22 protein-coding genes and 1 rRNA gene are annotated in these 26,271 nt (G+C 71.3%); 8 read left to right on the top strand and 15 right to left on the bottom strand.

Translation table 11 applies throughout. From position 1 onward, the window contains the following. Positions 1-58: 58 nt before the first annotated feature. From AB0J33_RS30260 to AB0J33_RS30250, 3 genes are all read right to left on the bottom strand, one after another. A complete protein-coding gene (locus tag AB0J33_RS30260; RefSeq protein WP_363618402.1) occupies positions 59-586 on the bottom strand; it encodes a tRNA adenosine deaminase-associated protein in 528 nt (175 codons plus the stop codon). A 118-nt stretch (positions 587-704) separates the two neighbouring features. Further along, entirely contained in the window at positions 705-872 is a 168-nt protein-coding gene (locus tag AB0J33_RS30255) for a hypothetical protein (RefSeq protein ID WP_167454701.1), read from the bottom strand. Between the two features lie 111 nt (positions 873-983). After that, positions 984-1,373 carry a hypothetical protein gene (locus tag AB0J33_RS30250; RefSeq protein WP_363618400.1) on the bottom strand — a complete coding sequence of 130 codons (390 nt, stop codon included), beginning with the start codon at positions 1,371-1,373 and terminating at the stop codon, positions 984-986. Positions 1,374-1,437: 64 nt separating this feature from the next. Between AB0J33_RS30250 and AB0J33_RS30245 the strand changes: the two genes are divergently transcribed. Together AB0J33_RS30245 and AB0J33_RS30240 are read left to right on the top strand one after the other, a co-directional pair. Then, positions 1,438-2,202, top strand: a complete 765-nt coding sequence (locus AB0J33_RS30245; RefSeq protein WP_363618398.1) for a peptidoglycan DD-metalloendopeptidase family protein — start codon at positions 1,438-1,440, stop codon at positions 2,200-2,202. Between the two features lies 1 nt (position 2,203). Further along, a complete protein-coding gene (locus tag AB0J33_RS30240) occupies positions 2,204-3,277 on the top strand; it encodes a PHP domain-containing protein (protein ID WP_363618396.1) in 1,074 nt (357 codons plus the stop codon). Positions 3,278-3,389: 112 nt separating this feature from the next. Here AB0J33_RS30240 and AB0J33_RS30235 read toward each other — a convergent pair whose 3' ends face one another. Continuing rightward, complete coding sequence (locus AB0J33_RS30235; protein WP_363618394.1) at positions 3,390-4,403, bottom strand: DMT family transporter; 1,014 nt, start codon at positions 4,401-4,403, stop codon at positions 3,390-3,392. 130 nt (positions 4,404-4,533) lie between these two features. Here AB0J33_RS30235 and AB0J33_RS30230 point away from each other — a divergent pair, with 130 nt between their 5' ends. Next, a complete protein-coding gene (locus AB0J33_RS30230) occupies positions 4,534-6,204 on the top strand; it encodes a DUF885 domain-containing protein (RefSeq protein WP_363618392.1) in 1,671 nt (556 codons plus the stop codon). 61 nt (positions 6,205-6,265) lie between these two features. Here AB0J33_RS30230 and AB0J33_RS30225 read toward each other — a convergent pair whose 3' ends face one another. Both AB0J33_RS30225 and AB0J33_RS30220 read right to left on the bottom strand, forming a co-directional pair. Beyond that, positions 6,266-7,744 carry a DUF6114 domain-containing protein gene (locus tag AB0J33_RS30225; protein WP_363618390.1) on the bottom strand — a complete coding sequence of 493 codons (1,479 nt, stop codon included), beginning with the start codon at positions 7,742-7,744 and terminating at the stop codon, positions 6,266-6,268. Positions 7,745-7,820: 76 nt separating this feature from the next. Continuing rightward, positions 7,821-8,444, bottom strand: a complete 624-nt coding sequence (locus tag AB0J33_RS30220) for a DUF6230 family protein (protein ID WP_363618388.1) — start codon at positions 8,442-8,444, stop codon at positions 7,821-7,823. 373 nt (positions 8,445-8,817) lie between these two features. On the opposite strand from AB0J33_RS30220, the gene AB0J33_RS30215 reads away from it, so the two are divergent. Then, positions 8,818-9,561, top strand: a complete 744-nt coding sequence (locus AB0J33_RS30215) for a class I SAM-dependent methyltransferase (RefSeq protein WP_363618386.1) — start codon at positions 8,818-8,820, stop codon at positions 9,559-9,561. Positions 9,562-9,619: 58 nt separating this feature from the next. On the opposite strand, the gene AB0J33_RS30210 is transcribed toward AB0J33_RS30215, so the two are convergent. After that, positions 9,620-10,750, bottom strand: a complete 1,131-nt coding sequence (locus AB0J33_RS30210; protein ID WP_363618384.1) for a DUF3068 domain-containing protein — start codon at positions 10,748-10,750, stop codon at positions 9,620-9,622. 13 nt (positions 10,751-10,763) lie between these two features. Here AB0J33_RS30210 and AB0J33_RS30205 point away from each other — a divergent pair, with 13 nt between their 5' ends. Beyond that, the gene (locus AB0J33_RS30205) at positions 10,764-12,086 is read left to right on the top strand and encodes an acyltransferase (RefSeq protein WP_363618382.1); all 1,323 of its coding nucleotides are present in this window, start codon (positions 10,764-10,766) and stop codon (positions 12,084-12,086) included. Here AB0J33_RS30205 and AB0J33_RS30200 read toward each other — a convergent pair. Then, positions 11,975-16,189, bottom strand: a complete 4,215-nt coding sequence (locus AB0J33_RS30200) for an alpha-(1->3)-arabinofuranosyltransferase (RefSeq protein ID WP_363618380.1) — start codon at positions 16,187-16,189, stop codon at positions 11,975-11,977. The genes AB0J33_RS30205 and AB0J33_RS30200 overlap by 112 nt on opposite strands. 128 nt (positions 16,190-16,317) lie before the next feature. Between AB0J33_RS30200 and AB0J33_RS30195 the strand changes: the two genes are divergently transcribed. Beyond that, entirely contained in the window at positions 16,318-17,505 is a 1,188-nt protein-coding gene (locus AB0J33_RS30195) for a glycosyltransferase family 4 protein (RefSeq protein ID WP_363618378.1), read from the top strand. Here AB0J33_RS30195 and AB0J33_RS30190 read toward each other — a convergent pair. Genes AB0J33_RS30190 through AB0J33_RS30180 form a run of 3 tightly spaced genes read right to left on the bottom strand, consistent with a single transcriptional unit; the run spans position 17,490 to position 20,088 of the window. Then, complete coding sequence (locus tag AB0J33_RS30190; RefSeq protein ID WP_157563198.1) at positions 17,490-17,648, bottom strand: hypothetical protein; 159 nt, start codon at positions 17,646-17,648, stop codon at positions 17,490-17,492. The two genes, AB0J33_RS30195 and AB0J33_RS30190, sit on opposite strands and share 16 nt — an antisense overlap. Positions 17,649-17,684: 36 nt before the next feature. Then, positions 17,685-19,370 (bottom strand): hypothetical protein, encoded by a 1,686-nt coding sequence (locus tag AB0J33_RS30185; protein ID WP_363618376.1) that lies wholly within the window; start codon positions 19,368-19,370, stop codon positions 17,685-17,687. Further along, positions 19,351-20,088, bottom strand: coding sequence for a class I SAM-dependent methyltransferase (locus AB0J33_RS30180; RefSeq protein ID WP_363618374.1), 738 nt, complete (start codon positions 20,086-20,088; stop codon positions 19,351-19,353). Before AB0J33_RS30180 ends, AB0J33_RS30185 begins: the two co-directional genes overlap by 20 nt. A 247-nt stretch (positions 20,089-20,335) precedes the next feature. Here AB0J33_RS30180 and AB0J33_RS30175 point away from each other — a divergent pair, with 247 nt between their 5' ends. Then, the gene (locus AB0J33_RS30175) at positions 20,336-21,613 is read left to right on the top strand and encodes a polysaccharide biosynthesis protein (RefSeq protein ID WP_363618372.1); all 1,278 of its coding nucleotides are present in this window, start codon (positions 20,336-20,338) and stop codon (positions 21,611-21,613) included. Here AB0J33_RS30175 and AB0J33_RS30170 read toward each other — a convergent pair. Both AB0J33_RS30170 and nudC read right to left on the bottom strand, forming a co-directional pair. Next, positions 21,606-22,367: an FkbM family methyltransferase gene (locus tag AB0J33_RS30170; protein WP_363618370.1), complete on the bottom strand. Its 762-nt coding sequence runs from the start codon at positions 22,365-22,367 to the stop codon at positions 21,606-21,608. The genes AB0J33_RS30175 and AB0J33_RS30170 overlap by 8 nt on opposite strands. 65 nt (positions 22,368-22,432) lie before the next feature. After that, on the bottom strand, positions 22,433-23,353 hold the full coding sequence (gene nudC, locus AB0J33_RS30165; RefSeq protein ID WP_363618368.1) for an NAD(+) diphosphatase: 921 nt from the start codon (positions 23,351-23,353) through the stop codon (positions 22,433-22,435). Between the two features lie 181 nt (positions 23,354-23,534). Here nudC and AB0J33_RS30160 point away from each other — a divergent pair, with 181 nt between their 5' ends. Continuing rightward, on the top strand, positions 23,535-25,355 hold the full coding sequence (locus AB0J33_RS30160; protein ID WP_363618366.1) for a VanW family protein: 1,821 nt from the start codon (positions 23,535-23,537) through the stop codon (positions 25,353-25,355). Here AB0J33_RS30160 and AB0J33_RS30155 read toward each other — a convergent pair. Together AB0J33_RS30155 and rrf are read right to left on the bottom strand one after the other, a co-directional pair. After that, complete coding sequence (locus AB0J33_RS30155; protein ID WP_363618364.1) at positions 25,328-25,972, bottom strand: hypothetical protein; 645 nt, start codon at positions 25,970-25,972, stop codon at positions 25,328-25,330. The genes AB0J33_RS30160 and AB0J33_RS30155 overlap by 28 nt on opposite strands. A gap of 220 nt (positions 25,973-26,192) precedes the next feature. Next, positions 26,193-26,271: ribosomal RNA gene (gene rrf / locus AB0J33_RS30150) — 5S ribosomal RNA — on the bottom strand; the annotation flags it as partial.

Genomic DNA, 26,271 nt, shown 5'->3' with positions numbered 1-26,271 from the left:
GGGGGTCGGCTGGCCCGGCCGGATCGACTCCAGAGACGGATCGGTGGCGTCGGCCGGCTCAGACCTCACGCAGCTCCTCGACCTCGTCGGCGCAACCGAGCACCTGACAGATCTCGGCCGTGACGTCCGCCGGCATCATTCCCTCGTGGGTGCAGAGGGTCAGCAGCCTCTGCGCGGAGATGCCCAGGTTGGCCAGCAGGTCGGCGTCACCGACCGGGTCGGCCTCCGGGTCGACGACGGGCTGCTCGCTCTCGTCGTCCCCGGTGCTCACCGGGCGCGGCTCGTCGTCACCGTCGAGCCCGGTGACCGACGTCTTCAGGTCACCGACCAGCAGCGACCCCAGCTGCGACTCCTCGGCGTAGGCCGAGTCGGAACCGAACACCCGCAGGTCCTCGCCCTCGTCGAGGCGCAGGATCACCAGGTACGCGTCGTCGGCCTCGACGAAGAGCAGCGACACGTCGGCCTCCTGGTCGACGTCACGCAGCCGGTCAGCGACCTCGTCGATGTCGGTGGCGCCACGCAGGCTGACCTCGGCGGCGGTCCAGCCACTGTCGTCACGCACCACGGCCGCAGCGAAGTACGACACGGTCCCCCCAATAGCCCCTCGACACAGCGTCGACTCGTTACGCGTGCACGTTAGCCGGTCGGGTCGGCGGGCGACCCGTCAACGCCCCGAAGGGCGGGTCATTCCTGACAAAGTCGGATCAGCCAGCGACTCGACGGCGGGTGGCGATGAGCTGGCGCAGACGCTCGGTGCGCTGCCGCTGCGGTCGGCTGCGCTGGCGGACCGCTCGAGCGCCCGCCAACTCGGCCAGCAACTGCAGGCGGCGGCGGCTGCGATCGGGATCCTGCCGCGGAGTGGTCCAGGCCATAGTCCCGAGCGTGCCGAGTCTCGGCGGCCACGTCAAGACGGCGTTCGCTACGCAGCCAACCGGGCACAGGGCGCAGTCACCGACGGCCGTTTCGGGGCCGGTCCGTGCAGGTCACCACAGCGGCCAGTCACCACTGGTGGCCCAGCGGACCGCCACCACGGCGGCGGCGATGCTCCAACCACCCGCCGTGACGATGGCGACCCCGGTGGCCACCCCCCGGTCGCCGTGCCGGACCAGCACCAGGGCGGTGACCCAGGCCAGCAGGCCGGCGATCACCGTCCACCACGCGTAGCTGGCCACGTCGGTGCCGAGTAGGCCGAACAGCAGCAACCACCCGGCTGCCGCGCCGCCGCCGGTGGCGACACCACCGCCGGTGATCGGGTGCGGTTCGCGGTAGGTGGGCCGGGCCGGTGGCCCGGAGGGAAAGAGACCCGAGGGGGTACGCGGAATCGGGCGGGCGGAACCGAAATCCGGGCCGGGATCGGGTCGGGCAATGGTCACCGTCGCCGCCTCTCCTCACGCGTGCCGCTCGTGCCCACGGTACCGGTTCTGCCAGGATGACCGGATGTCCTCGCCGACGATCAGCCGCCGCGCTCGTCCGGCGTACCCGATTCTGCTGCTGCTCGCCCCGGTGCTCGCCGCCGGCTGCGCGACCACCCGGCCGGGGGTGCCACCTGACGGCGCCGCGCCGACGCCCCCGGCGGTCTGGGCGACCGCCGACCAGCCGGCGTCGCAGTCGCCCGCGCCGACGGCGACCGAGCCGAGCCGCCCGGCGCCGTCGTCGGCCAGGCCGTCGGCGACGGCGCCCCGCACCGGGCTGCGGCATGTCTTTCCGGTACGCGCCGACAACGTCGACTACCACCCGACGCACGGGGCGTACCCGGCGACGGACCTGTTCGCCGACTGCGGTGAGCCGTTCGTGGCGGTGACCGACGGGACGGTGCTGGAGGTCAGCCGGGTCGACCGGTACTCCAAACGGGGGCCACAGGGCCCGGACAACGGCGGGTTGTCCGTCGCCCTGCTCGGCGACGACGGGGTGCGCTACTACGGCTCGCACCTGAGCGTCGTGGCAAGCGGCGTCGATGCCGGGGTGCGGGTCCGCGCCGGGCAGCAGCTCGGCAAGGTGGGCCGCACCGGCAACGCGAACAACGTCTGCCATGTGCACTTCGGCATCTCACCAGCCTGCACGGGCAAGGACGGCTGGTGGATCCGGCGCGGGGTGCTCTGGCCGGCGCGTTACCTGGATTCCTGGCGGCGCGGCGGCAACCGGGAGCCGGCCGCCGAGGTGACCGCGTGGCAACGCCGGCACGGCTGCCCGAAGGCGCCCTGACATGGCCCGCGCGAGAGATCCCATCGCCGACCTGCGCCGGATCGCGTTCCTGTTGGAACGGGCCAACGAGGCCACCTACCGGGTACGGGCGTTCCGGTCGGCGGCGAAGGCACTGGCTGGCCTGCCCACGACCGAGCTGACCGAACGGGCCGGCAACGGCACGCTCACCGAGTTGGCCGGGGTCGGTGACGTCACGGCCCGCTGTGTGGCCGAGTCGCTCGCCGGTGAGGAGCCGGTCTACCTCCGCCGACTGCTGGCGACCGAGGGCAGCGATCTGGACGCCGAGGCCACGGCGCTACGCGCCGCCCTGCGCGGCGACTGTCACACCCACTCGGACTGGTCCGACGGCGGCTCGCCGATCGAGGAGATGGCGCTGGCGGCGGTGGAGTTGGGCCACGAGTATCTGGTGCTGACCGACCATTCGCCCCGGCTGACGGTGGCCCGGGGGCTGACCGCTGCCCGGCTGCGCCGGCAACTCGACCACGTGGCGCAGGTCAACGCGGCGCTGCCCGAGGGTTTCCGGATCCTCACCGGGATCGAGGTGGACATCAACGCCGACGGCTCCCTGGATCAGGACGACGACCTGCTGGCGCGGCTCGATGTGGTGGTCGGGTCGGTGCACAGCGGCCTGAAGGACGAGCGGTCGAAGATGACCCGGCGCATGCTGACCGCCGTGGCCAACCCGCACCTGGACATCCTCGGCCACGTCACCGGCCGGATGGTGTCGTCCCGCCCGGCCGGGGTGACCGGTCCGGGCGACCGTGCGCACCGCCCGCGTACCCGGGCGGAGAGCGACTTCGACGCGGACGCGGTCTTCGCGGCCTGCGTCGAGCACGACACCGCCGTCGAGATCAACTCTCGGCCGGAGCGGCAGGATCCTCCGAAGCGCCTGATCCGCCGCGCGTTGGAGGCTGGCTGCCGGTTCGCCATCAACACCGACGCGCACGCGCCCGGCCAGCTCGACTGGCAACGCTTCGGCTGCGAGCGCGCCGCCCTCTGCGGCGTCCCCGCCGACCGCGTGATCAACACCTGGTCGGCGGAAGATCTGGTGGCCTGGACACACAACCGCCCCTGACCGGCCCGACCCCGCCTCCCGGGGCGCCCTCTCGACGCCCGACCGCCTCTGGATGAACCCGGCGCCGGTCCAACGGCCCACGGCGGCCTGTCCGCGGGTGGGTGCGGCGCTGTCAGCGGCGAGCGGGCTCGGCGGAAGCGGGCTGAGCGGCGGGAGCGGGCTCGGCGGCGGGGGCGGCGGGAGCGCCGACGCCGACGACGGGGCTGCTCCGGCGTCGACCGAAGACTCCCTGCGAGACCGCGACCCCGAGCAGCACGATCAGCGCGCCGACCGGCTGGTGCCAGTTGAGTCGTTCGTCGAGCGCCACCGCGCCGATCAGCACCGCGAAGATCGGGATCACGTACGTGACGGTGGACGCGGTGCTGGCGCCGGCCACCCGGATGTTGCGCATGTTGATCACGAAGGCGAGCCCGGTGCCGAGCGCACCGAGGGTGAGCACACTCGCCACCACTCCCGGCGACAGCTCGGTGGGCAGCGGCGGCAGGCCGGCGACGAACGGGGTGACGATGGCCAGCTGCACGGCGGCGAGCAGCAGCTGCGCGGCGGAGAGCGACAGACCGGAGTACGCGCTGCCCGCCACGAACCGCTTCTGGTACGGGATGGAGACGCCGTAGCAGGCGGCCGCACCGAGGCACATGAGCTGCCCGGTGAAGTGCGCCCCGCCGACGCCCTCCCAGACCCCGAGCACCACCAGCACGCCGACGAAGCCCAGCCCGAGCCCGACCGCACGGCGCAGGGTCAGCCGCTCGGTGCGGAAGACCAGCACCGCCAGCGGCAGCACGATCAGCGGCGTGGTGGCGTTCCAGATGCCGGCCAGCATCGACTCGACCCGTTGCTCGCCGTAGCCGAAGAGGGTGAACGGCACGGCCACGCCGAAGGCGGCGACGACGGTCAGGTGCGCCCAGAGCCGGGGGTCGCGGGGCAGTCGGTCGCGCAGCACGGCGAGGACCACCAGTAGGGTCAGCGCGCCGGCGCCGACTCGGTAGAGGGTGAGTTGGACCGGGTGCAGCTCGGCCACCCCGACCTTGATGAAGAGGAAGCTGGAACCCCAGATCGCGGCGAGGGCGACGAAGCCGGGCAGCCAGGCGCGGACCGGCGCTTTGTCAGGAGTGGTATCGGTGGTCACCCCTGACACTCTGCCGCAACCGTGCGACAAAGTCGCGCGCCTTTCGGACGTCGCGCCGTGCCCGAACCTGCGGCTTGAACACGACAAACGCCGGCGACACCGGGGTGGGGTGGTCACGTAGGGTCGCAGCGTGGGACGAATTGATGAACTCGCCAACCGCTACGTGGCCGAGTGGGCGCCGTTGAGCCCCACCGGCGCGACCTTCGTCGGCATCGCCGGCCATGACGACCAGCTCGACGACCTCTCACCCGCTGGTTACGGCGCCCGCGCGGACCTCACCCGCCGGACGCTCGCCGAGCTGGACGTGACCGAGCCGGAGACCGAATCGGAACGAATCGCCAAGGAGGCCATGCAGGAACGGCTCGGCCTGGACCTCGCCCGGTACGACGCCGGCGAGGTGACCAGCGAGGTCAGCGTGATCGCCAGCGGGCTGCACGAGATCCGCATGGTGTTCGACCTGATGCCGACCGCGACCAGCGACGACCAGGCCAACATCGCCGCCCGGCTCAACGGCTTCGCTGGCGCGCTGGAGGGCTACAAGACCACGCTGCGTGAGGCGTTGGCCGCCGGTGACGTCAGCTCGAAGGTGCAGCTGGTCGAGGTGGCCAAGCAGTGCGACATCTGGGTCGACCCGACCGGGGACAACTTCTTCCACGGGCTGGTCGAGCGGCTGGGAGCCGAGGGCACGGTCGGCTCGGAGCTGCGGCGGGGTGCGGCGGCGGCGACCGCGGCGACCGCCGAGTTCGGCCAGTTCCTGCGCACCGAGCTGGCCCCGCACGGGCGGGACAAGCAGGCCGCCGGCCGGGAGCGGTACGAACTCGCCTCGCAGTACTTCCTCGGCGCCAAGATCGACCTGGACGAGACGTACGCCTGGGGTTTCGCGGAGCTGGCCCGCCTCGAGGCGGAGATGCGCGTCGTGGCGGCGCGCATCGCCGGGTCCAGTGCCACCGTCGACGAAGCGGTGGCCGCGTTGGACGCCGACCCGGCCCGGACCATCCAGGGCAAGGAGGCGTTCCGGGACTGGATGCAGGCGCTTGCCGACAAGGCGATCACCGAGCTACACGGCACCCACTTCGACATCCCGGAGCAGGTCCGCCGCATCGAGTGCTGCCTCGCCCCGACCAGCGACGGCGCCATCTACTACACCGGCCCGAGTGAGGATTTCTCCCGACCCGGCCGGATGTGGTGGGCGGTGCCGCAGGGCGTCAGCGACTTCTCCACCTGGCGGGAGGTGACCACGGTCTACCACGAGGGCGTGCCCGGTCACCATCTCCAGGTGGCGCAGACCGCCGTCCGGGCCGACCTGCTCAACCGCTGGCAGCGGCTGCTGTGCTGGGTCTCCGGGCACGGCGAGGGCTGGGCGCTCTACTCGGAGCGACTGATGGACGAGCTGGGCTACCTGGAGGACCCGGGCGACAAGCTGGGCATGCTCGACGGGCAGGCGATGCGCGCGGCCCGGGTGATCGTGGACATCGGCATGCACCTGGAGCTGGAGATCCCGAAGGACAACCCGTTCGGCTTCCACCCGGGCGAGCGGTGGACGCCCGAGCTGGGCTGGGAGTTCATGCGGGCGCACTGCCGGGTGCCGGACGAGAATTTGCGCTTCGAGCTGAACCGTTACCTGGGTTGGCCGGGGCAGGCGCCGTCGTACAAGGTGGGTGAGCGGATCTGGCTTCAGGCCCGCGAGGACGCCAAGGCCCGCAAGGGCGCCGACTTCGACCTGCGGGAGTTCCACCGGCAGGCGTTGGACCTGGGTGCGCTGGGTCTCGACCCGCTGCGTCGGGCGTTGGCCCGGCTCTGACCGCGCCACGGCTGCGCGCGCCGGCGGTACGACGGTTCCGTCGCCGCGCGCGGCCGGGCACTCAGCCGAGGGTGAGCGCCAACGCCGGGCGGGCGGTCAGCGTGTCACTGGTGACGTACGCCAGGTCGATGGCGGGGTCGGTGAACGTGATCGGGATCGGTGAGGTGACGGGGATGCCGTCCGGTAGCGGCAGGTCCGGAGTCAGCGTGACCTTGATGCCGAGCAGTCGGCCCACGAACCGGGTGGCGTAGAAGGCCACGTCACCCCGGACGGTCAGCTGGTCGGTCGCGTACCGCTGGTTGCGCCCTTCGGGACCGTCGGCGCGCAGCAGGAAGTCGGCGGTCACCGCCTCTCGCATGCTGAACTTCAGCACCTTGAGGTCGCCCTTCACGGTGTGCAGGTCGGTGATTCCCTCGAACCGCAACCCGGTCATCCGTACCGACGAGCCGGTGAGCTTCGACGGCGTCTGGGCCACCGTCGGCAGGGCCGGATCGGCGGCGATACGAGGCAACGGCTTGCCCGGCTGCACCGTTCCCGGCTGGCCGGGTGCCGTCGTGCCGGGTTTACCGGTGCCGGGCTCTCCGGTGCCGGGCTTGCCCGGGGCCTGTGACGGGCAGTCGGCGGGGCCGGGGCGAGGCGTCGCCGTGCCGGTGGGCCGCGCTCCGGGCGGGACGGTCGGGCTCACCGGAGGCGCGGCGGTGTCCTTCCCTCCGATGCCCAGCAGATCGCCGATGCCGTCCAGAATGTCGGTGAGCGCGTTGCCGGACCGCTGCGGGCTCGGGGTGGGCGTCGGCGTGGCCGCGCTGCGGCTCGGCGACGGGGCGCCGCCCCGGGGCGGGGTGGGGCAGGCGTTCGAGGTTGGTCGGCTCGGCGCGGCCTGCACCGCTCGGGGTTGGCTGGCCAGGCCGATGACCGCCAGGCCGAGGATCACGAGAACGATGGCGAAGGCTCGCGGATCCGCGGATTGTCCCGGCCGTTCGGGCGGGGCATCCTCCGCGGAGGCCCGGACCACCGGGCGATCGGCCCGCTCGACGCCCGGCCGCTCCACGCCGTCCTGGTCGACCCCGTCCTGATCGACGCCGTCCTGGTCGACGCCGTCCTGGTCCACGGTGGTCCGATCGACGGCGGCCTGATGGGTGCTTGGCGCGGGGCGGGCCGGGGCCCAGGCGAAGGCGAGGGCGCTGCCGACGATGCCGAGCAGGAGGCCGACGAAGAAGCCGCCGAGGTTGAGCCCGATCAGCGAGTACACCGCGGTGACCGCTGCGACGACCGAATAGAACAGCCGCTGCGCCGGGGTGAACCAGAGCAACACGCCACAGGTCACCAGGATGACCGGGATCAGCAGCGAGAGCAGGCCGGTCGCCCCACTGTGGAAGCTGAGACCGTTGAGGGTCATCCGGGTGGAGGCGAACATCTCCAGCCCGGCCAGGGCGACGAGCAGTCCGCCCCAGAACGGCCGGCTGCGCTGCCAGCGGCGGAAGAGCCGCCACGCCTGAGTCGGACCACCGGGCCGGGCGTGGGACGGGTTCGCGATTGTCACGTACTCCTCCTGGCCGAGCGGGAACGGGGACAACGGCCCGGCCCGCGGTGCTGACCACCGCGGGCCGGGGCTCATCTCAGAAGCACTCCTTGCCCTTGGCGTCGTCACCCACGTTGACCTTGAGCCGCAGGCCGACCAGGTTGAACGTTGCCGCCGTGGTGTAGCGGGACACCTGTCGCAGGTTGGTGATGGTGACGTGGTCGGAGTTCTGGCCGAACGAGCCGGCCCGCGCGGTCGGGTTCAGGTCGGTGGCGTCCCGACCGATCTTGATGTTGGTGAAGGTGGCGTTGCCGTTCAGCGAGTCCATCGCGATCAGCAGGTCCTTGGCGCGGGCGGGTTCCTTACCCTCGCCGGCGTTGATGGTGAGCACCACCGGCAGCCCCGGCAGGTCGGCCCGGACGGACTGGCAGAGGCTGTACAGCTCGGCGCTGCTGATCTCGGAGAGCGCGATCGGGTGGACCTCGCCGGACTTTCCGTCCTTGCCCTTCTCGCGGACGATGCCGCCGTACTGCTTGAAGCCGTCGCCTTCGAGGCGGTCGGCGCCGATCTTGAACGTCTGCCCGGAGACGGTGACGTCGGAGGCGATGGCGCCGGTCGACATTCCGAACAGGATGGCGCCGACGGCCGCCGTGGCAGGCACCATCATCACGGCGAACCGCCGCCATCGGGTACGACCCTGACTGTCAAACCGATCCTGCACGGGTTCCTCCTCGGGTCGGTGCGCGCGAGTGGCCGGTCCCGAACTGGCGGCCCGCACCGGGCCCGTCGTCTGTTACCGGCTGGTAACCATCGGGCTTGATGGTGCACCCGTTGCGGCGCAGGTCACAACCCCCCGATTACCGGGCGGTAACAGATGGCCATGGCAATAGCAGCGCAGCGTCACGGTCTGTGGAATCCGCGAAGCTCAAGAGTCGCTAAATCACTCCCAATAGCGACATATACCCTTGATTCTGCAACGTAGAGTGACCAAGCCATCGACGAATTACAAAAAGGTAACGAATGTAAAGCGCGCGGCGCGATCTCGGGTCGCGCGACTCTCCCTCAGGGACCGCCGGATGGCTATGCTCTGCGGCGTGCCGCTGATCGATTACTACGGCCCCCAGGGCTGGGGCAGCCAGTCACCCCCGTTGCGGCAGCGCCAACACGTCGCAACCGACCTGATTCTCTCCGCGCTGGCCGGCGACTCGGCACCCCGGTCGGCCGTCCTGGACGTCGGATGCGGCGACGGCAGCTTCCTGGCCCATCTCGCGTCCACCGCTCCCGAGCGGGACATCCGCTGGATCGGGGTCGACTACTCCGAGCACCAACTCGCGCGGGCGGCCGAGCTGCCGTACGAGTTCCACCGCTGCGACCTCGGCGACGGCCTGCCCCTACCGGACGGCTCGATCGACCTGGTGCACGCCGGCGAGGTCCTCGAGCATCTGTACGACCCCGACCACCTGCTGGAGGAGTGCGCCCGCGTGCTCCGGCCGGGCGGCCACCTGGTGCTCACCACGCCGAACCTGCAAGCCTGGTACAACAGGGCGCTCTTCCTGGCCGGCGTACAACCGATCTTCTACGAGACCTCCACGCGGTCTACCGAGGTCGGCGCGGGGGCGCTGCGCCGCCTCAAGACCGACACCATGCCCGTCGGGCACCTGCGCCTGTTCAACCGCACCGCACTGCTCGACCTGCTCCGCCGCGAAGGGTTCGAGCCGGTCACCCTGCGGGGCGCCGGTTTCCACGGAGTGCCGTCGAGCATGGCCTGGTTCGACGCGGCCATGTGCCGCCGACCCTCGCTCGCCTCGATCCTCGTGGTGCTGGCCGTCAAGCGCTGAAAACAGTTCGGTGGGCCCGGCGAACCGGACCCACCGAACGAACTGGTTGACTCAGGGGTCAGAGCGTGGCGGGACGCTCAGCGGCCGACCGCTGATCGGGCATCGTCGGCTCGGTGGAGTCGGCGTCCGACTTCGGCGCGTCCGGCTTCGGCGCGTCCGACTCGGCGGCCTCGCCATCCCGGTCGGCCCGGTGACTACCGCCCCGCTTCTCCTCGACCGGCTCGACGACGGCGGTCTGCTTGCCGGAGCCACGCAGCACCAGCAGCATGCCGCCGACGATCGCCAGCAGACCGAGCACACCGAGCACGATCGGGCCCCACAGGCGTACGACCTGGATGGACTGGGCGTTGTCCGCGGCACGGTCGGCGCTGGACTTCACCGTCGCCTCGTTGTAGCGGAAGTCCGCGTTCAGCAGCACCGTCGGCGTGCCCACGTCCGGCACCAGCACCTTGCGCGGCTGGTCACGAACATCCACGTACGAGCCGGTGACGGGCTCCACCCAGAACGAGCGCGTGTTGGTGTACATCAGTCGGGCGGTCGTGGCCCCGGGCGCGAAGCGCGCCAACAACACCTTCAGGCTGCTGTCGGCAACCACCAACTGCGCCTCGGGGACGGTCTGCTCGAAGCGGTAGACCTCGACGCCGCGTACCTCGGTGACCTCTTTGAACTGCGCCGGAACCGTCTTGCGAATCTCCCGGTCGAAGACCGGATAGTCCTTCTTTTCCGTGCCGAACGGGAACTTGTAGACCTGGCCCGCGTAGTTGGCGGGTTGTCCGGTGCCGTCATCGAGCCAGGCAGGATCCCACTTGGCGGCGGCACCACTAACCCGGTCAATGGCGAGTTCGGTGCTGTACTCGCTAATAATCTCGTCGTTGTCGATGCGCCTCACCGACTGGAACACGTCCCAGACAACGGCCTTGCCCTTGAGGTCGCCGGTCATCTTCTCGTCGGTGGTCTTCGCCAGCGGAACGACCTCCACAGTCGACCGGAGACCACCGCGCTCGACGTTCGCCGCGCCCGCCTTGATCTGGAGGAACTCGGCGTCGGCCGCCTCGGCAACGGACTCGGACCGTTCCAGGTCGTACGGCAACTGACTGACCAGGGGCGCGACGTAGAGTGGCAGCCCCACGGCGGCGACGACCAGCAGGACGCCAAGGCCGAAAAGCGCGGCGCCGACAATCCTCTTCACTGCTCCTCCTTCGATGACAGGGCGAAAAGGCGCCAGCCAGCCAAGCGCTGAAGACATCGACGTCACGAGTGGACGCCTCTGGCATGGCGGCACGTTACTCTCCAGTCACCTCTCTCCGCGACCCCCGGGAAGCTTGATGTTTACTGCCCCCTCCGCCCCCGCGCTTCCGCGTCTGCCGGCCCTCGACGGGGTGCGGGTAATCGGTGCGGCAGCGGTGATTGCGCAGCACGTCGGATTCATCACGGGCGTCACCACCCGGGAAACCTGGGGCGGTTGGATCGCCATGATGGATTTCGCGGTCGCGCTCTTCTTCACCCTCTCCGGCTTCCTGCTCTTTCGCCCCTGGGCTCGCGCTGCCGCCACCGGTTCCGCGACGCCGGGTGCCCGGCGCTTCTACTGGAAACGCGCCATCCGGATCCTGCCGGCGTACTGGCTCGCGGTCATCGTCTGCCTCGCAGTGCTTCCCGAGCAGGGCGTCGCTCCGTGGGGCGACTGGCTGCGGCACGTCACCTTCACCCACATCTACGAGCACGCACGGATCCGGCCCGGTCTGGGGCAGACCTGGAGCCTCGCCACCGAGGTGGTCTTCTACCTGCTGCTGCCGTTGGCGGCGGCGGCACTCGTGGGGAGGCGATGGCGGCCCGTCCGCACGGTGGCGCTCGCCGGTGTCGGCGCGGTGATCACGGTGGGCTGGATCGTCGCGATGGGAGCGGGTCTGCTGGACACCGGCCTGCACATCATGTGGTTCCCGTCGTACGCGCTGTGGTTCGCCGCCGGCATCGTGCTCGCCACGATCCACGTGGCGCTCCGGACGTCGACGGCACCCCGCTCGTGGCAGGTCTTCGACCAGTTCGGCTCCGCGCCCCTGGCCTGTTGGGGCATCGCGCTCGGCCTGCTCGCCGTGGCCAGCACCTCGATCACCGGGCCGCGGGGCGTCGCCGCCCCGACGGCGGGGCAGTTCGCCGCGCAGCTCGGGCTCTACGTCGGTGTCGCGGTGATGATCCTGATTCCCCTCGTGTTCGGCCCGACCACGCTGCTGTCGTTGGCCCTCGGTAGCGCACCGATCCGCTGGCTCGGCACGCTCTCCTACGGCATGTTCCTGTGGCACCCGTTGGTGTTGGAGCTGATCTTCCGCATCGAGGGTCGCGCCTACTTCACCGGCAACCCGGTGCGGATCTACGCGCTCACCCTCTGCGGTGCGATCGCGTTCGCGGCGGTCAGCTACTACGTCGTCGAGCGTCCGGTGCTGCGCTGGGGATCGGCGACCGCGAGGCGCCGTGCGGGCAGGGCGACCGAGCACCAGAGGGCGGTGACCGCGGCCAGCGCCGCCAGTTGAGGCGCCGCGGACGTGTGCGGAAGCGGATCGACGAGCGAGATCCATCCCGCCGCGCCGAAGCAGAGCACCGGCAGCAGCCAGGCCACCAACCGGCTGACCCGGCGGAGCCGGCGCAGCTCACTGCGGTGCAGGTGCGGCGCGAGGAACCCCAGGGCCACCAGCGCCACCGCTCCGACGCCGGCCAGCACGACCGCCCAGATTCCGCCGACGCTCACCAGCGCCGCAGCACCGACGACGCCCGGTAGCAGCAATCCTCGTCGACGCCGCCCCGGCGCGGCCACGAACGGCCTCGGCGGGCGGCGGGACGGCAGCACCGCGAGCAGCAGGACGATCCCGAGCAGCGCCGCACCCGCCACCAGGCCAATTCGGTAGGTACGGTCCGGCGTGAAGCGAAGGATCACGTCTCCGCCGACGTCCGGCGGCAGCAGCCAGCCCTGTTGCCACCCGTCGAGCACGATGGGCTTCAGCTCGTGCCCCGCCACGGTCGCCTGCCAGCCGGGGTTCTCGTTCTCCCGTACCGCGATGACGGTGCCGCCCGGGTTCGCGGCGACGTGCAGCCGTCGCTCGGTCGCCGACCAGTCGTCGATGCGTACCGGGCTCGGCGTCGCGACCGGACCGGCGGGGCCGACCGGGTCCAGCACGAGCCTCGTCGGCGTGGCCAGATCACTCCCGGTCGCCACCACCCGCAGCTCACCGGCGGGCAACTCCAGTGGCTTCGACACCTTCTCGCCGCACGCGGTGGCCCGCACCTCCCTGAGTTCCAGCAGCTCCCGGCGGCTCGCCGTGATGGATGTCCGCTGCTGCCCACCGGCCACCTGAAGCGTGGGCCCACTGCCGCACGGCAACGTGACTCGCTCGTCGAGATCCACCACGATCGGCGGTCCGGCGGGCAGGGTGCTCACCTCGCCGATCCCCAGCGGCAGCCGCTCGGATCTACCGTTGTACGGGTCGAAACTCTTCACCGCGGTGTTCGCGCGGAAGAGGATGGTGACCTCGTCGGTGCGCAACGGCCGGTCGAAGGTGACCAACCCGTCCTTGTCGACAGTGCCCGAGCGCACCCCGCCGTCGCCGATGACGGTGACCCGCCAGGGGCGCGCACGGGCGACCGAGTCGGCCGACGACAACCGCAGGCCGTTGATGGTGCGGGTGGTGAGCCAGTTGAGTTTCAGCCACGGTCCCTCGTCCTCCGCCGCCGGCAGCCAGGCCGTCGCCGGGTCGCCGTCGATGACCGCGCCGGGTCGGGCCGCCGGGTCGGGCACCGCGCTGGACGATGCGGTGGCCCGTGGCGGCAGCGTCAGCGGCCACGACTTCGCCACCTCCGCGTCGAGCAGTGCGCTGAGCTGCGGGCCGGCCTTCGGTCGCGCCCAGACCGTCGGCGTGTACGCGGCACCGGCGGGCAGAACCACCGTCCGGTCGAGCCGCGCACCGTCCTCGGACTCCCGACCCACCCCCGATCCGCAACGCGGCACGTCCTCGACGAAGAAGCAGGAGTCCATGCCCGGCGACGCGGTGAGCACCACCGTCGCGGGCTGCTGGGTGTCCGGCCCCCGCGGTGTGGCCAGGGTCCGCGCCGCCCGCACCCCGGGAATCTCCAGTTCGGCGATGCCGACCCGCCCCTGACCGGTCCGGACCGGCCACGCCGCTTCGATGGTGACCCTGATCCGGGTGCTGGAGTGCACGCCGGGAAGCCGCACGGTCAGCGTCGGCTCGAACGAGTCGACGGTGACCCGCTCCGGGCCACTGCGCACGGTCACCTTCGTGGGCAGCATGTCCGCCTCGGTGTCGAAACGCAGCCGCACCTCCGAGACCTTCCGGGGTTCGGCGAGTTCGACCTCCAGCCACTGACGGGTGGGGGCACTGGGGGCGGTACGCCAGGAGGTGGACGGGTCGCCGTCAACCGCCGCGTACGGGAGGTGGGCCGGGCGGGATCCGGTCAGTGGGTGCGCCTGCGCCCAGGAGCTGGAGGCGGTGACGCCGTTGATCCCGACGTACCGCGCCACCGTGGCGTACTCGTCTCCCCAGGTCGGCAGGTAGTCGCGGGCGACTCCGCCGAGCAGGGACCGCTGGTCGGCCTCGGTGGTGGCCGACGCGTTGTCGTGCAGCAGTCCGAAGGTCACCTCCCGGCGACGCATGCCGTCGGTCAGCAGCACCGGGCCCAGCGCCTCACCGGTCGGCAGATCGCCGGCGAGCACCGTGGGTGTCGCGTCGAGGCGGCGGGCCGCGGCGATGTCCAGTAGCGACTCCGGCCCGCCGACCACCGTCGAGATGGCCGTGGCGTCGTACGCGACGACGGGCTGCACGACCTGTTGGACCTCGTACACCTCAAGCGCGCGGGTCGGCACGTCCAGGCCCTGGTCCCGGTAGCCGCCGAAGGCCCGTCCGCCGCCGATTATCGGGCCGAAGGAAGCCGCCAGTCGCAGCCCGGGAGAGCGGTCGATGGCCTGCCGCACCTGCACCGGGCGAGCGGCCCGGGCCGCCCCGTAGTCGAGATCCGACCGGAGCAGGACGTAGCGCACCCCGGACCGGGCGAGCAGGTCGGCCAGGCCGTCGGAGCCCGCGCCGGTGCTCAGCACCGATTCCACGGCGTCGAGAAGTCGGATCGTGGTCGGCGGGGTGAGCGGGATCGAGTTGCGAACGGCCCAGGAACTCTTCAGCAGGGGTTGGGTGATCTCGTCCGCTGGGCTGCCCCACTGGTAGTCCGGAAAGCGGGCGGCCGGCGCCACCAGCACCCGCTCCCGCCCGAGGTGGGCGTCCAGCCAGCTGCCGGCGGCCTGCCAGTAACCCGGAACGCTGTCGAAGCTGCCCTTGATCGGCAGTTGACCAGCGAGGGCGGGGCTCGCGATGGCGGCGATCCCGGTCAACGCCACGACCTTCACCACGAGAGCGCGCCGCTGCGCCGAGTGCCACCGGCGACCGGCCACCGCGGCCGTTCGGGCCACCACGCCGAGCAGGTGGGCCAGGCCGAGGATCAGCGGTAGCCGCAGCACCACGTCGAACTTGTGCACGTTGCGCAACGGTGCGCCCGCGTGGTCGAGGAAGGACCGTTGCGACTCGGCGAAGAATCCGTCGACGGTGGCGACGTGCCCCATGGCGACCAGGGCGATGCCGACGAGCAGGCCGGTGACGAGGAAACGCCGGTGCGGCATCCCGCTGCGGGCCAGGCCGGCGAGACCGAGACCGGCGACCACGATGGTGGCGACGATCAGCGGGCCGTCGAGCGCGAGTTGGGCGCCGGCCCCCCAGGACCGACCGTAGGCGAGCCAGTGCGAGGCGCCGCGCATCGTCGTCACGAGGTCGGTCACCCGAGTGGTCACCGGGGCCGTCTCGATGTAGTCGAGGAACGGCGGACTGTACTTGCCGAGCACCAGCAGCGGCACCAACCACCAGGCGGTCGCGGCGGCGACCGCCGCTCCCCACGCGCCGATCGCGAGGAGACGACGCCGCATCGGCCGCAGGGTCACCAGCCAGAGCACCGCCAACGGTACGACCGCGAGCACGGCCGTGGCGTTGACGCCGCCGGCGCAGGCCACGGCCAGCGCGGACCAGGCCACGGCCCGGCGTAGCGAAGCGCCGTGCGCCAGCCCGATCAGGGGTACGAGCACCCAGGGGGCGATCGCGCTGGGCCAGGCCTCGACCGAGATCGGCCCGAGTTCGGTGACGATCCGGGGGGAGAGCGCGAACGCGACGCCCGCGATGATCCGGGCGGCCGGCGTGCCGATGGCCAGCCGCTCGGCGAGTTTGATGACCCCGACACAGGCGACGCACATCAGCAGCGCCCACCAGAGACGTTGCACCACCCAGGCGGGCACCCCGATGGCATCGCCAGCTGCGAAGAATGGTCCCATCGGCCATAGATAGCCGTACGTCTGGTTCTGGAGTTGTCCGAAGGACCCCGCGGGATTCCACACGTGCAATGAGCGTTCGAGCCAGCCGACGGGATTTGTCGCGAGATCGACCTTGGTGTCCATAACGATCTTGCCAGGTTCCTGAAGGAACGCCAGCGCCGTGAGTGCGACGCAGACCGATGCCGCTCGCAATCGCCATACCGCCGAGGAAGCGCCGTTGGGCGCCGACTCTCCCGCCGGTTGCGATGCCTCGCGCATTTCGCCTCTCCCGTCTGCTGCCGGCCGTCTGGTGCACATCGGACCGACGCGTCGACCCATTGCGGGTTCCGACACGAGCGCCTTAGGGTGGCGCGATCGCGAACACTACTCGGCAGTAGGAGCAGCGGGTGCAGACCCTCGACGGCCCCGGACGGCACGTACTGTTCCTCAACTGGCGCGACACGCGCAATCCGGAAGGCGGAGGTTCCGAGGTCTACGTCGAGCGCATCGCCGAAGAGTTGATAGCGCACGGGCACCGGGCGACGCTATTGTGCGCGAACCATCCGGGCGCGCCCCGCGAGGAGACGACAGAACACGGTTTACGGATCCTTCGTCGGGGCGGTCGGCACACCGTTTACCTGCGGGCCGCGCTCGTCTATCTCGCCGGCCTGGTCGGGTTCGGCCCACTGCGGGCGCGATCGCTCGGCCGACCCGATCTGATCGTCGACGTGTGCAACGGGTTGCCCTTTCTCTCCCCGCTGTACGCGCGCTGCGCCGTCCTCATCCTCGTGCACCACGTGCACCGTGAGCAGTGGCCGGTGGTCCTGGGAGCCTGGGGCGCCCGCGTCGGGTGGTGGATCGAGTCGCGCTTCGCGACCCGCGTCTACCGGCGGTGCCGCTACGTGACCGTCTCCTCCGCGACGCGTGACGAGTTGGCATTGCTCGGCGTCGACGCGGATCGCGTCACGGTGGTGTACAACGGGACGCCGGAATTGACGCCCGACACCGCCCCCCGCACCCCGCATCCCTCACTGCTGGTGCTGTGCCGGCTCGTCCCCCACAAGCGGGTGGAGATTGCACTGGAAGCGGTGGCGCACCTCGCCACGGAATTTCCGACCCTGCGGCTGACGATCGCGGGGCAGGGCTGGTGGGAAACGCGACTACGCGAAGTCGTGGACATATTGGACATCGAAGACCGGGTGCATTTCGCCGGCTTCGTCTCGGAGCCGGAGAAGCACGAATTGCTCTGCTCGACATGGGTCGCCCTGACCCCCTCCCTGAAAGAGGGATGGGGTTTGACTATCGTCGAGGCGGGAGCGGTCGGCACACCGACCGTCGCGTTTCACGAAGCGGGCGGTGTCACCGAGGCAATCGTCGCCGGGGAAACGGGTCTACTCGCCCACGACACCGATGACTTCGTCGCACAGGTACGAAGCCTTCTGGCTGATGACGCGTTTCGGCTGGAAATGGGAAAGGCGGCGCAGTCGCACGCGGCGTGCTTCACCTGGTCGGCATCGGGAAACCGTTTCGCCGACCTCGTGCGGGCCGTCACCGACGGCGGGCCGAAGCCGGCGGCAGGCTACCTGACGCCGTAGTGCTGGGGGTCGCCGTTGTCGTCGGAGGTGCTCGCCGCGGTGCCCGACGAGACGACGAGCTGCTGCGTCATGGCACCCAGCGCCACCACCGCCAGCACCGCACCGACCACCGCGGCCAGCATCAAGGTAAGCGGCTTCGGCATTGTGCACCCTCCTCCATCGACATGCGTGGCGGCACGTTACCACGCGGTAGGACGGCGCAACAGGCTCACAATCGCGAGCAGGAGCACCGCCAGGGCGCAGCAGAGGCTCAGCACCAGAGGCCATCCGGCACGGTGCCCCGACCCGCCCGGCGAGACCGTCGGATTCCGGTAGAGCATCAGCTCCGGGCCACTGTGGACGACCTGGAGTCCGTCCAACACCTGCGGCGGGACCGTTCCCCCCGAGCGGTGCTGCACCACCACCCAGCGCAGGTCACTTCCCGCCAGCGAACGCCGCTCGACGAGTGCCGCCCGCAGCCGCGCCACCCGGCCGCTCTCCCCGTCCACCGCCCGGTCACCGACGAGGAGCGTGTCGTCCGTGACCACCTCCACCGGGAGGAAGCGCGCCAGCGGATCGATCACCACCGTGCCGTTGTTCCACCGGTACGACCGGTACATGCTCATCGGCAACGAGAGGGTCGGCCCGGGTTCCCGGGCTACCTGCCGGGCGACGACCCCCCACTCCTGCGGGTAGCGAACCGGCTGCAACCGGCCGGCGACCCCGTACGCCAGATCGGGCAGGACCGCCACCGGCAGCAGCACCAGCCCGACCAGGGCCAGCCGGTCCCCGGGCCGCCGGAGTCGCGCGGCCACCCGTTCGCCGCCGAGCGCCACACAGAGCACCAGGCAGAGCACGTACGGGATGAGCAGTTTCTGGCCGTCGCGGACCAGGCCGGCACCGGGCACCTCCGCGACCAGCCAGCGGAGCGCGGCTGCCCCGGCGGGCAGCGTCGCGAGGGCGGCGGCCACGAACGAACCGACGGCCAGCACACCCAGCCGGGTCGCCACCCCCGCCGGTGAGCGGTCCCGCAGCACCGGGAAACCGAGAGCGGCGAGGACGAGCAGCCCCGCCGTGACGACCGGCACCAGCAGAGCCCCCCGACTGGCCGGGGTCGTCAGCGAGTTCCAGATCCCACCCGTTCCGGCGAGCGCGACGAGCGGGCCACCCCAGTTCTCACCGCGAGCGGCGAAGGCCGCCACCCCATCCGGATCCGAACGGCCACCGGCGGTGGTCACCAACGCGGCGACCAGCCAGGGCAGGTTGAGCGCGGTCACCGCGCCGAACGCCGCACCGCACACCCGCCTACCTGGGCCGCCTCTGCCCAGCAGCAGAACCGACACCGTCGTCAGGGCCAGCAGCCCCCCGGTGGGGGTGATCGCCGCGGCTGCCGCCGACACGATCACCCGAGGCAGCGCCCCGGGACGTCCCTCCCGCAGCCCGATCGCGGCTCGGACCAGCCAGGGCAGCGCAGCGTACGCCAGCAGCAGGCCCCACTGCCCCAACAGCAGCCGCTCGGCCAGGAACGGCGTCCAGGCGTACCCGATGGCCGCGACGAGGCGGGTCAGCTCGCGTCGGGCCGGCACCAGCCGGCCCGCGCCCACCACGGCGAACCAGATGATCGCGACGAGCGCGACCCGCTGTAGCAGCCAGCCGGGAACCGCCAGGCTGAGCAGCGACACCACCGCGTCCTGCGGCACCGCACGCGGGAGCGCGTCACCCGAGGCGAAGAGGTCCCACCGCAACGGCTGCCGGGGTACGAAGACCATGTCGTAGCGCAGCACGTAACCCGGTCGCCCCAGCGGCGCCAACACGAGGAGCGCGGTGACGGCCGCGGCGACGTGCAGGCGCAGCCGACCCGGCCGGTCAGCGCTTGCGGAGGACAAGGACCAGGTTCCAGGTGAGGACCTCGCGTACGCCCGGCACACGGACCACGCCCTTGGCCCACTCCGGCAGGTAGCGCGGCAGGATGTCGACGATCTCCGCCTCGGACTGCCGGCGGGCCCAGCGGAGCATCTCGCCGACCGAGACGGCGTACATGCTCTCGCCGAAGACGTTCTTCGGCCGCCGACCCTGTCTGCGTTCATACCGTCGCGCCGCGCGGTGCCCGCCCAGGTAGTGCCAGGGCGACGTCTCGTGACCGCCCCAGGGCGACAGCCAGTTGGTGAAGGACAGGAAGATCGTGCCACCGGACCGGGTCACCCGGAGCATCTCGTCGGCCATCGCGTACGGCTGCGGCACGTGTTCCAGCACGTTGGAGGAGAAGCAGACGTCGACCGCGCCGGTGCGTACGGGCAGGTCGAGCGCGCTGCCCATCACCCCACCCGGCACGACCTCGCCCCGTGCGGACATCTCACCCGCGTCGCAGTCCACGCAGACGATCCGCGCGCCGGCCCCGGTGAGGGCTTCGGCGAAGTAGCCGGCGCCCCCGCCGACGTCCAGCACGACAGCGCCCGCCAGGTCGGCGTACGTCTGTAGCTGGCCGACGGTGTCCTTGGCGAGCAGGCCGTAGAAGAAGTCGGGGTCGGTCTGCTCCACGCGGAACGCACGGAACAGGCGCACCGATCGTGCCAGGTCGGCGCGGTGGGCACCGGGGAGCTTCACACGTGGCTCCTATATGTGGGCCAGGACGGGACGGTGTGCTGGCGACGACGGGACATCGTCCGTGGTGGGACCCCGCCCGAGCCGCTCGCGCGGGGAGACGTTAGCCCCTCCACGGGCGCAGGTCGACCGGCCGGACGGGCCGACTACCGTCCCGCGCCACCCCCCTAGTCTCGGTACCCTGTGGGCGCCCGACGGTTGCCCACCCTGCCGTCACGACGGCGGGGAGAAGTGGAGTCAGACGGCCGGTATGAGAGGGACGACCGCACCGGTTTCCGACGCCGGCCGGATGGCGGTGACCGGCAGCGCCGTCATGGCCGCGGCGACCCTGACCAACGGGCTGGCCTACCTGGTGCCCATGCTCGGCGCCCGCCACCTCACCGCCGCCGACCTCGGCGCACTGGCGACCGTGCAGGCCCTCGTCGCCATCGCCGGCGTCGCCGGCGCGGGTCTCCAGACCGCCGTCGCCGTGCACCGGGCACGTCACCCGCACACGCCGACGGCCCGCGTCACCCTCAGCACGGCGGCGGTCACCGGGGGCCTCCTGGTGGCGGCCATCCCCCTGATCGTCACCACCCTGCACCTGCCGATCGAGGTGGTGACCCTGCTGGTGGGGATGACGTTTCCCGTCGTGCTGGCCGCTAGGTGGCTCGGCGAGTTGCAGGGAGACCAGCGTTTCCTGCGCCTCGCGGTGGGGATGAGCGTGTTGGCCGTCGGGCGCTACGTCGGCGTGATCGGTGGGCTCGCCCTCGGCGCCGGCCTGGTCGGCTCGTTGCTGGCCGGTCTCGTCTGCTCGTACGCCGCTCTGCCGATCCTGCGACTGGTCGCCGGACCAGCAGCCTCGATCAACGAGGCCGGGGGCCGCGTCGCAGGCGGATCGACACTGGGTCTGCGGCAGGTCTTCACGGCCAGCAGTGCCACCCTGGCGATGCTGGTCGCCTCGTACGCCGATCTCATCCTGGCCCGGCAGCTGCTGACACCGGCGGAGTCCGGCGCCTATTCGGTCGGGACCGTGCTCACCAAGGGAGCACTCTGGGCGCCGCAGGTGGTGACCGTGCTGGCCCTCCCCCGGATGGCCCGCCAGGACAGCCGGACACGACGCGCCGCCTGGGCCGTCGTCGGCGCGTGCGGAGCAGCACTCGTGCTCGGCGCCACGCTGGCCGGCGGCCTCGCCTTCCGGCTTGCCGGTGGTGAGGACTACGCGTCCCTCGGCAGATACGCGCCGTTCTTCGCCGCCACCGGCGCCTGCTACGCGCTGGCCTTCGTGCTGATCAACGCGCAGATCGCGAGTGGTGCCCGCTGGCCCTCGGTGCCACTCTGGGTGGCGGCGGGCGGGCTCGTCATCGTGGCGGTCTTCCTGGCACCGCACACGTTCGCCGGCATCATGTGGACCGCCACCGCCACCGCCGCGTCCGCCGCGCTCGCCCTTGCGGTGGTCGTCCGCGCGTCGGCGCGTCGCCGCGGCCCATCGGCGGGGCCGACGCCGCAGTCGACCGCACGTCCGGACCTCGCCGATCGGGTCAGCTGACGTCCCGCCTGAACAGGACCGAGTTGACGTAGCGCGGCCGGGGGAGGACGACCCGTCGCGCGAAACTCTGGTGCACCCGCGCTATCGCGTCACGCTGGTGGCCGCGGATGTCGAAGTCGGCGAGCGGCAACCATTCCCGTCCCGGCAGCACGTAGCCCCGATAACCCCATTCGGTCAGCAGATCGATGATCGGGGCGACCGGTTGGACCCGCTCCTCGACCTCCACCAGCAGCACCGGGCCGTCCCGGTGGATCGTCTCGGCCGCACCGCGCAACGTCGGGAGTTCGTGCCCCTCGACATCGATCTTCAGGAACCGCACATCGCTGAGACCCAGGCCGTCGATCGTCACACGGGGGACGGTCACCGAGCGACCGGCACCGTACTCCAACGACGAGGTGCCCACCGCGGGGCCACTCTCCGGCAGGAACAACTCGGCGTCGCCCTCATGATCGGACGCCACCGCGCGGATGACCCGTACCTCGGGAAACGCGCGGGCGATGCTCCGCGCCAGCTCCTCGTTCGGCTCGAAGGCGACGACGTGGTCGGCAAGCCTGCGCATCCGCCGGGTCCATGGCCCGTACCAGGCACCGACGTCGAGGGCGGTGCCGCCCTTGGGCATGAAGTCCGCCAGATGCGCGAGCTCAGGCTCGATGCGCGGATAGACCGCGCGGATGGCCCCCGCCACGGCCCGGTCGGGAAGCAGCGACGCCACGTGCGAGCTCACCGCGGTCAGCAGACCGGTCGAAGACGGCATGGGCGCAAAGGTTAACGGTCAATCACCCACCTGAACAGGTGTGCGGCGCAGCGGCCCGGCACCCGTCACGATTCGGCGGACAACCAGTCGTGCAGGAGACGGTGGTCGATCGCGTCCACCCGACCGAGCGGACGACCCGAGGCCATCCGATCGCGCAACTCCGCCCGGGTGAACCAGCGGGCCTCCAGCAACTCCTCGCCGTCGACGCGTACCTCGTCGGACGTGGCGGTGGCCCGGAAGCCCACCATCAGACCGGCGGGAAACGGCCACGCCTGCGACCCCTGGTAGGTCACGTCGGTGACGGTCACGCCCGCCTCCTCGGCCATCTCCCGACGGACCGCGTCCTCCAGGCTCTCGCCGACCTCGACGAAACCGGCCAGCGTCGAGTAGGCGTCCTCGGCCGCACCCGCGTGCCGGGCCAGCAGGCAGCGCCCCGGTCGGCCGGGCGCCTCGACCAACACGATGATCGCCGGCTCGATCCGAGGGAACAAGAGGCGTCCGCACTCCCCACCGGAACAGGTCCGCAGGTGCCCGCCGCCGCCGGCGACGGCGGGCGCGCCGCACGTCCCGCAGAACTGTTGCTGCCGGTGCCAGTGCAGCAAACCCCTGGCGTACGCCTGGACGGCCGCGTCGCCGGGTTCGAGCCTCCCGACCAGTGCCCGTACGTCGACGGAGCGCACCGCGCCAGCCATCTCGACGGCGGACCGCTCGGGGAGTGCGGACAGGTCCACGGCGAACACGGCGACGTCCGCGTCGAGCCCCAGGAAGACTGTCTCACCGGCGGCGGACCGGACCAGGGCCGCACGCTCCGCGCTCAACCGCACCGGCCCGTGCCCGTCGACGAGACAGCGGTCCCGCCACAACGGCAGCACCACGGTGGTCGGCTCGGTGAGCAACGCGCTCAACCGCGTCGGATCGGTGCGCAACGGGCCCGCCCGGTCCAGCCAACCGCCCCCGTACGCCAACACCCGCTCCGCCGTGTCCACCCGGCCACCGTGCCACGTCGGTGGTCCGCCGTCGGCACCGCCCCCGCACAGCTGCGACACGCCGAACGACACGCGGTAGCGGCGCCTGGCGGGCGCAGCCGCGAGGACGGCCGGGCATTCGTTACCGTAGGTGCCTCCGGGAGGGAGGACCTCCCGCGGCACCCTGGCGATCGAGGTTGCAGTGACGCTGTACGGCGAAAAGAGTCCACCCGCCGATGACCGGCCCACCGTGCAGGTCACCGCGGTCACCTGGCCGGACGACGGACCTGAGCCGGTCACGACAGGCGCCGCTGGCGAGTCGAACGGAGACCCGCGCCGGGTGCGCCGGGTGCGGATGCTGCTCGCCGCCGGCATCGCCGGTGGGGTCCTCGCCGCCGTGGCGGGTGCCGGCGCCTGGGCGTACGCCGGTGACGTTCCCCGTGGCACCAGCGTGCTCGGCACCGAGCTGGGTGGCCGCAGCCGCGCGGACGCCGACCGGGAGCTGCGGGCGGAGCTGGACCGACGGGCGGCGACCCTCGCCACGCCGCTGAAGGTGACCATCGACGGGCGCTCCGCCGAGATCAACCCGGCCGACGTGGGGTTGACGGTCGACGTGCCGGCGACGGTGGCGGCAGCGGCCGAGGCCGAGGCGCACCCGGTCAGCCGGCTGGTCGGCTCCCGCACCGTGGAGCCGGTGGTGACCGTCGACGTGGGTCGGTTGGACGACGCGCTCCGTAAGGTGCTCGGCGACCGGGCCCAGGGGATGACGATGCCGGCGATCACCTATCAGGGCACCACGCCCAAGGTCGTGCAACCCAAGCCCGGTCTGGCCCTGGATCCGCAGCGTTCGGCCGAGGTGGTCCGCGCCGGCTGGCTGGCCGGCGCCCCGGTCACCGTGCCCCTGGTGGAGCGCCACCCGGCGACCACCCCGGAAGAGTTGGACCGCCTGGTCAGCGAGCTGGCGAAGCCGGCGGTCGCCGCCCCGGTCACCCTGCGTACCGGCAAGGGTTCGGTGACGATCCCGCCCGCCGCCATCGCGAAGAGCCTGCGCTTCAGCGCCGACAAGGCCGGCAAGCTCACGCCGTCGATGGACGTCAAGCGCCTTCGGGCGGCGCTCGGTGACAAGCTGGCCGCCATCGAGGTGCCGCCGAAGAACGCCACGATGACCATCTCCGGTGGCCGTCCCGTGGCCACGGAGGGACGGTCCGGGCAGCAGTTGGACACGGCGGCCCTGAGCCGGGACCTGTTGGCCGTGCTGCCGAAGGCGGACGGCCGTGAGGTGACCGGCGAGTTGAAGCCGGCCGCGCCGGAGCTGACCGCGGAGAAGCTCGCCGGCCTGGGCATCAAGGAACGGGTGTCCACCTTCACCACCCGGTTCACCGGCGGCATGGCCTCGTCACGCAGCCAGAACATCGCGACCATCGCCAGGGAGGTGGACGGCACCGTCGTCCTGCCCGGGAAGACGTTCTCGCTCAACGGTCACACCGGCGAGCGCGGCTACGCCCAGGGTTACCGGGACGCGCCGGTCATCCTCGACGGCAAGCTGGTGCCGGGCGTCGGCGGGGGCACCTCGCAGTTCACCACCACGCTGTTCAACGCGACCTACTACGCCGGCCTGGAGGACGTCGAGCACAAGCCGCACTCGTACTGGTTCGACCGGTACCCGGCCGTCATCGAGTCGACCATCTTCTGGCCGAGCCTGGACTTCAAGTTCCGCAACAACACCGAGTACGGCGTGCTCATCGACACGTCGTACACGTCCAGCACGATCACCGTGTCGATCTGGAGCACGAAGATCTACGACAGCGTGAAGACGGAGTACGGGCCGCGCCGCAACATCACGACGCCGAAGCAGATCCACCTGGAGCCCGGCCCCTCGTGCATCGAGACGAACGGCATCAACGGTTTCACGCAGGACGCCTTCCGGGTCATCAAGAAGGGCGGCGTGGTGGTCAAGCGGGAGAAGTTCACGTGGCGCTACGACGCGGAGCCCCGCTACGTCTGCGGGCCGAAGCCCTCCTGAGTCTCGACGGTCCGCCGCACGATTCGAACGCCCAGGACCGCCGTGACCACGACCAGCACCGTCCCGGCGGTCCAGAGCGGATAGGCCACCGGTCGGGTGTCCAGTGACGTCTCGTGGAGCGCGCCGCCGTGCGGGATCGCCCCGCGGTGCAGCCAGCTGAGCAGGGAGAGGACGAGGGCGCCGAGGACGGCAACGAACCAGGCTCGCATGGTCCGGGCAGGCGGGCACGGCACCGTGTCGCCGAGCTGCTGCGCGGTGCGCCGTACGTAGTGCCTCCAGCCGCCGACCACCGCCGCTGCGACCACCGCAGCGAGTATCGACAGCCGGTCCGCCGCCCCGGTCACGAAACCGTCGGGGAACGGTTCACTCAGGAGCACGTACGCGTACCAGAACGGCACCACATCGACGTTGCCATGGGTTGCCACCTCGATGCGGTTCTCGTAGTGCCCCACCACGAGGATGATGCGAACGATCTCGACGACCGCCCATACCGTCAGCGCGATCACTGCCAGCCGGGCCGTGACCCGCAGGCCCCGCCTCGGCCGGATCGACGCGGTGCTGTCGGACAACGCAGCGGCCGGCAGCTTCACGGTCGCCTCCTCACGTCGACGGTCCATCACGCGAGTATCCGGTGACATCCGGCATCGCCGCGACCCCTCCAGAAGGGGCGTGATTCCGTTGATCGACTCGGGCTCCCGGGATAACGGGGTGTAGCCCACCCATGACACCCCGACTTCAACGAAACCGAGTCGATCACCGCCGGTGATTCGGTAGACCCGAGTGCCGCGGAAACGCAGATAAGGCCACCCCGTCAGGAGTGACCTTATCTGGAAGATTGTCCGGCGGTGTCCTACTCTCCCACACCCTCACGAGTGCAGTACCATCGGCGCTGGAGGGCTTAGCTTCCGGGTTCGGA

The organism is Micromonospora sp. NPDC049645, assembly GCF_040675155.1.
Taxonomy (GTDB): Bacteria; Actinomycetota; Actinomycetes; order Mycobacteriales; family Micromonosporaceae; genus Micromonospora.
The sequence above is the reverse complement of the archived record's forward strand: the minus strand, read 5'-3'. Positions and strand labels throughout refer to the sequence as shown.

What these genes read in the sequence shown, in the direction of transcription:
- AB0J33_RS30170 (WP_363618370.1), bottom strand. Translation starts at nt 22,367, where the DNA reads ATGCCGTCTTCGACCGGTCTGCTGACCGCGGTGAGCTCGCACGTGGCG.
- AB0J33_RS30240 (WP_363618396.1), top strand. Translation starts at nt 2,204, where the DNA reads ATGGCCCGCGCGAGAGATCCCATCGCCGACCTGCGCCGGATCGCGTTC.
- AB0J33_RS30175 (WP_363618372.1), top strand. Translation starts at nt 20,336, where the DNA reads ATGAGAGGGACGACCGCACCGGTTTCCGACGCCGGCCGGATGGCGGTG.
- AB0J33_RS30190 (WP_157563198.1), bottom strand. Translation starts at nt 17,648, where the DNA reads ATGCCGAAGCCGCTTACCTTGATGCTGGCCGCGGTGGTCGGTGCGGTG.
- AB0J33_RS30205 (WP_363618382.1), top strand. Translation starts at nt 10,764, where the DNA reads ATGACAGGGCGAAAAGGCGCCAGCCAGCCAAGCGCTGAAGACATCGAC.
- AB0J33_RS30245 (WP_363618398.1), top strand. Translation starts at nt 1,438, where the DNA reads ATGTCCTCGCCGACGATCAGCCGCCGCGCTCGTCCGGCGTACCCGATT.
- AB0J33_RS30255 (WP_167454701.1), bottom strand. Translation starts at nt 872, where the DNA reads ATGGCCTGGACCACTCCGCGGCAGGATCCCGATCGCAGCCGCCGCCGC.
- AB0J33_RS30155 (WP_363618364.1), bottom strand. Translation starts at nt 25,972, where the DNA reads ATGGACCGTCGACGTGAGGAGGCGACCGTGAAGCTGCCGGCCGCTGCG.
- AB0J33_RS30200 (WP_363618380.1), bottom strand. Translation starts at nt 16,189, where the DNA reads ATGCGCGAGGCATCGCAACCGGCGGGAGAGTCGGCGCCCAACGGCGCT.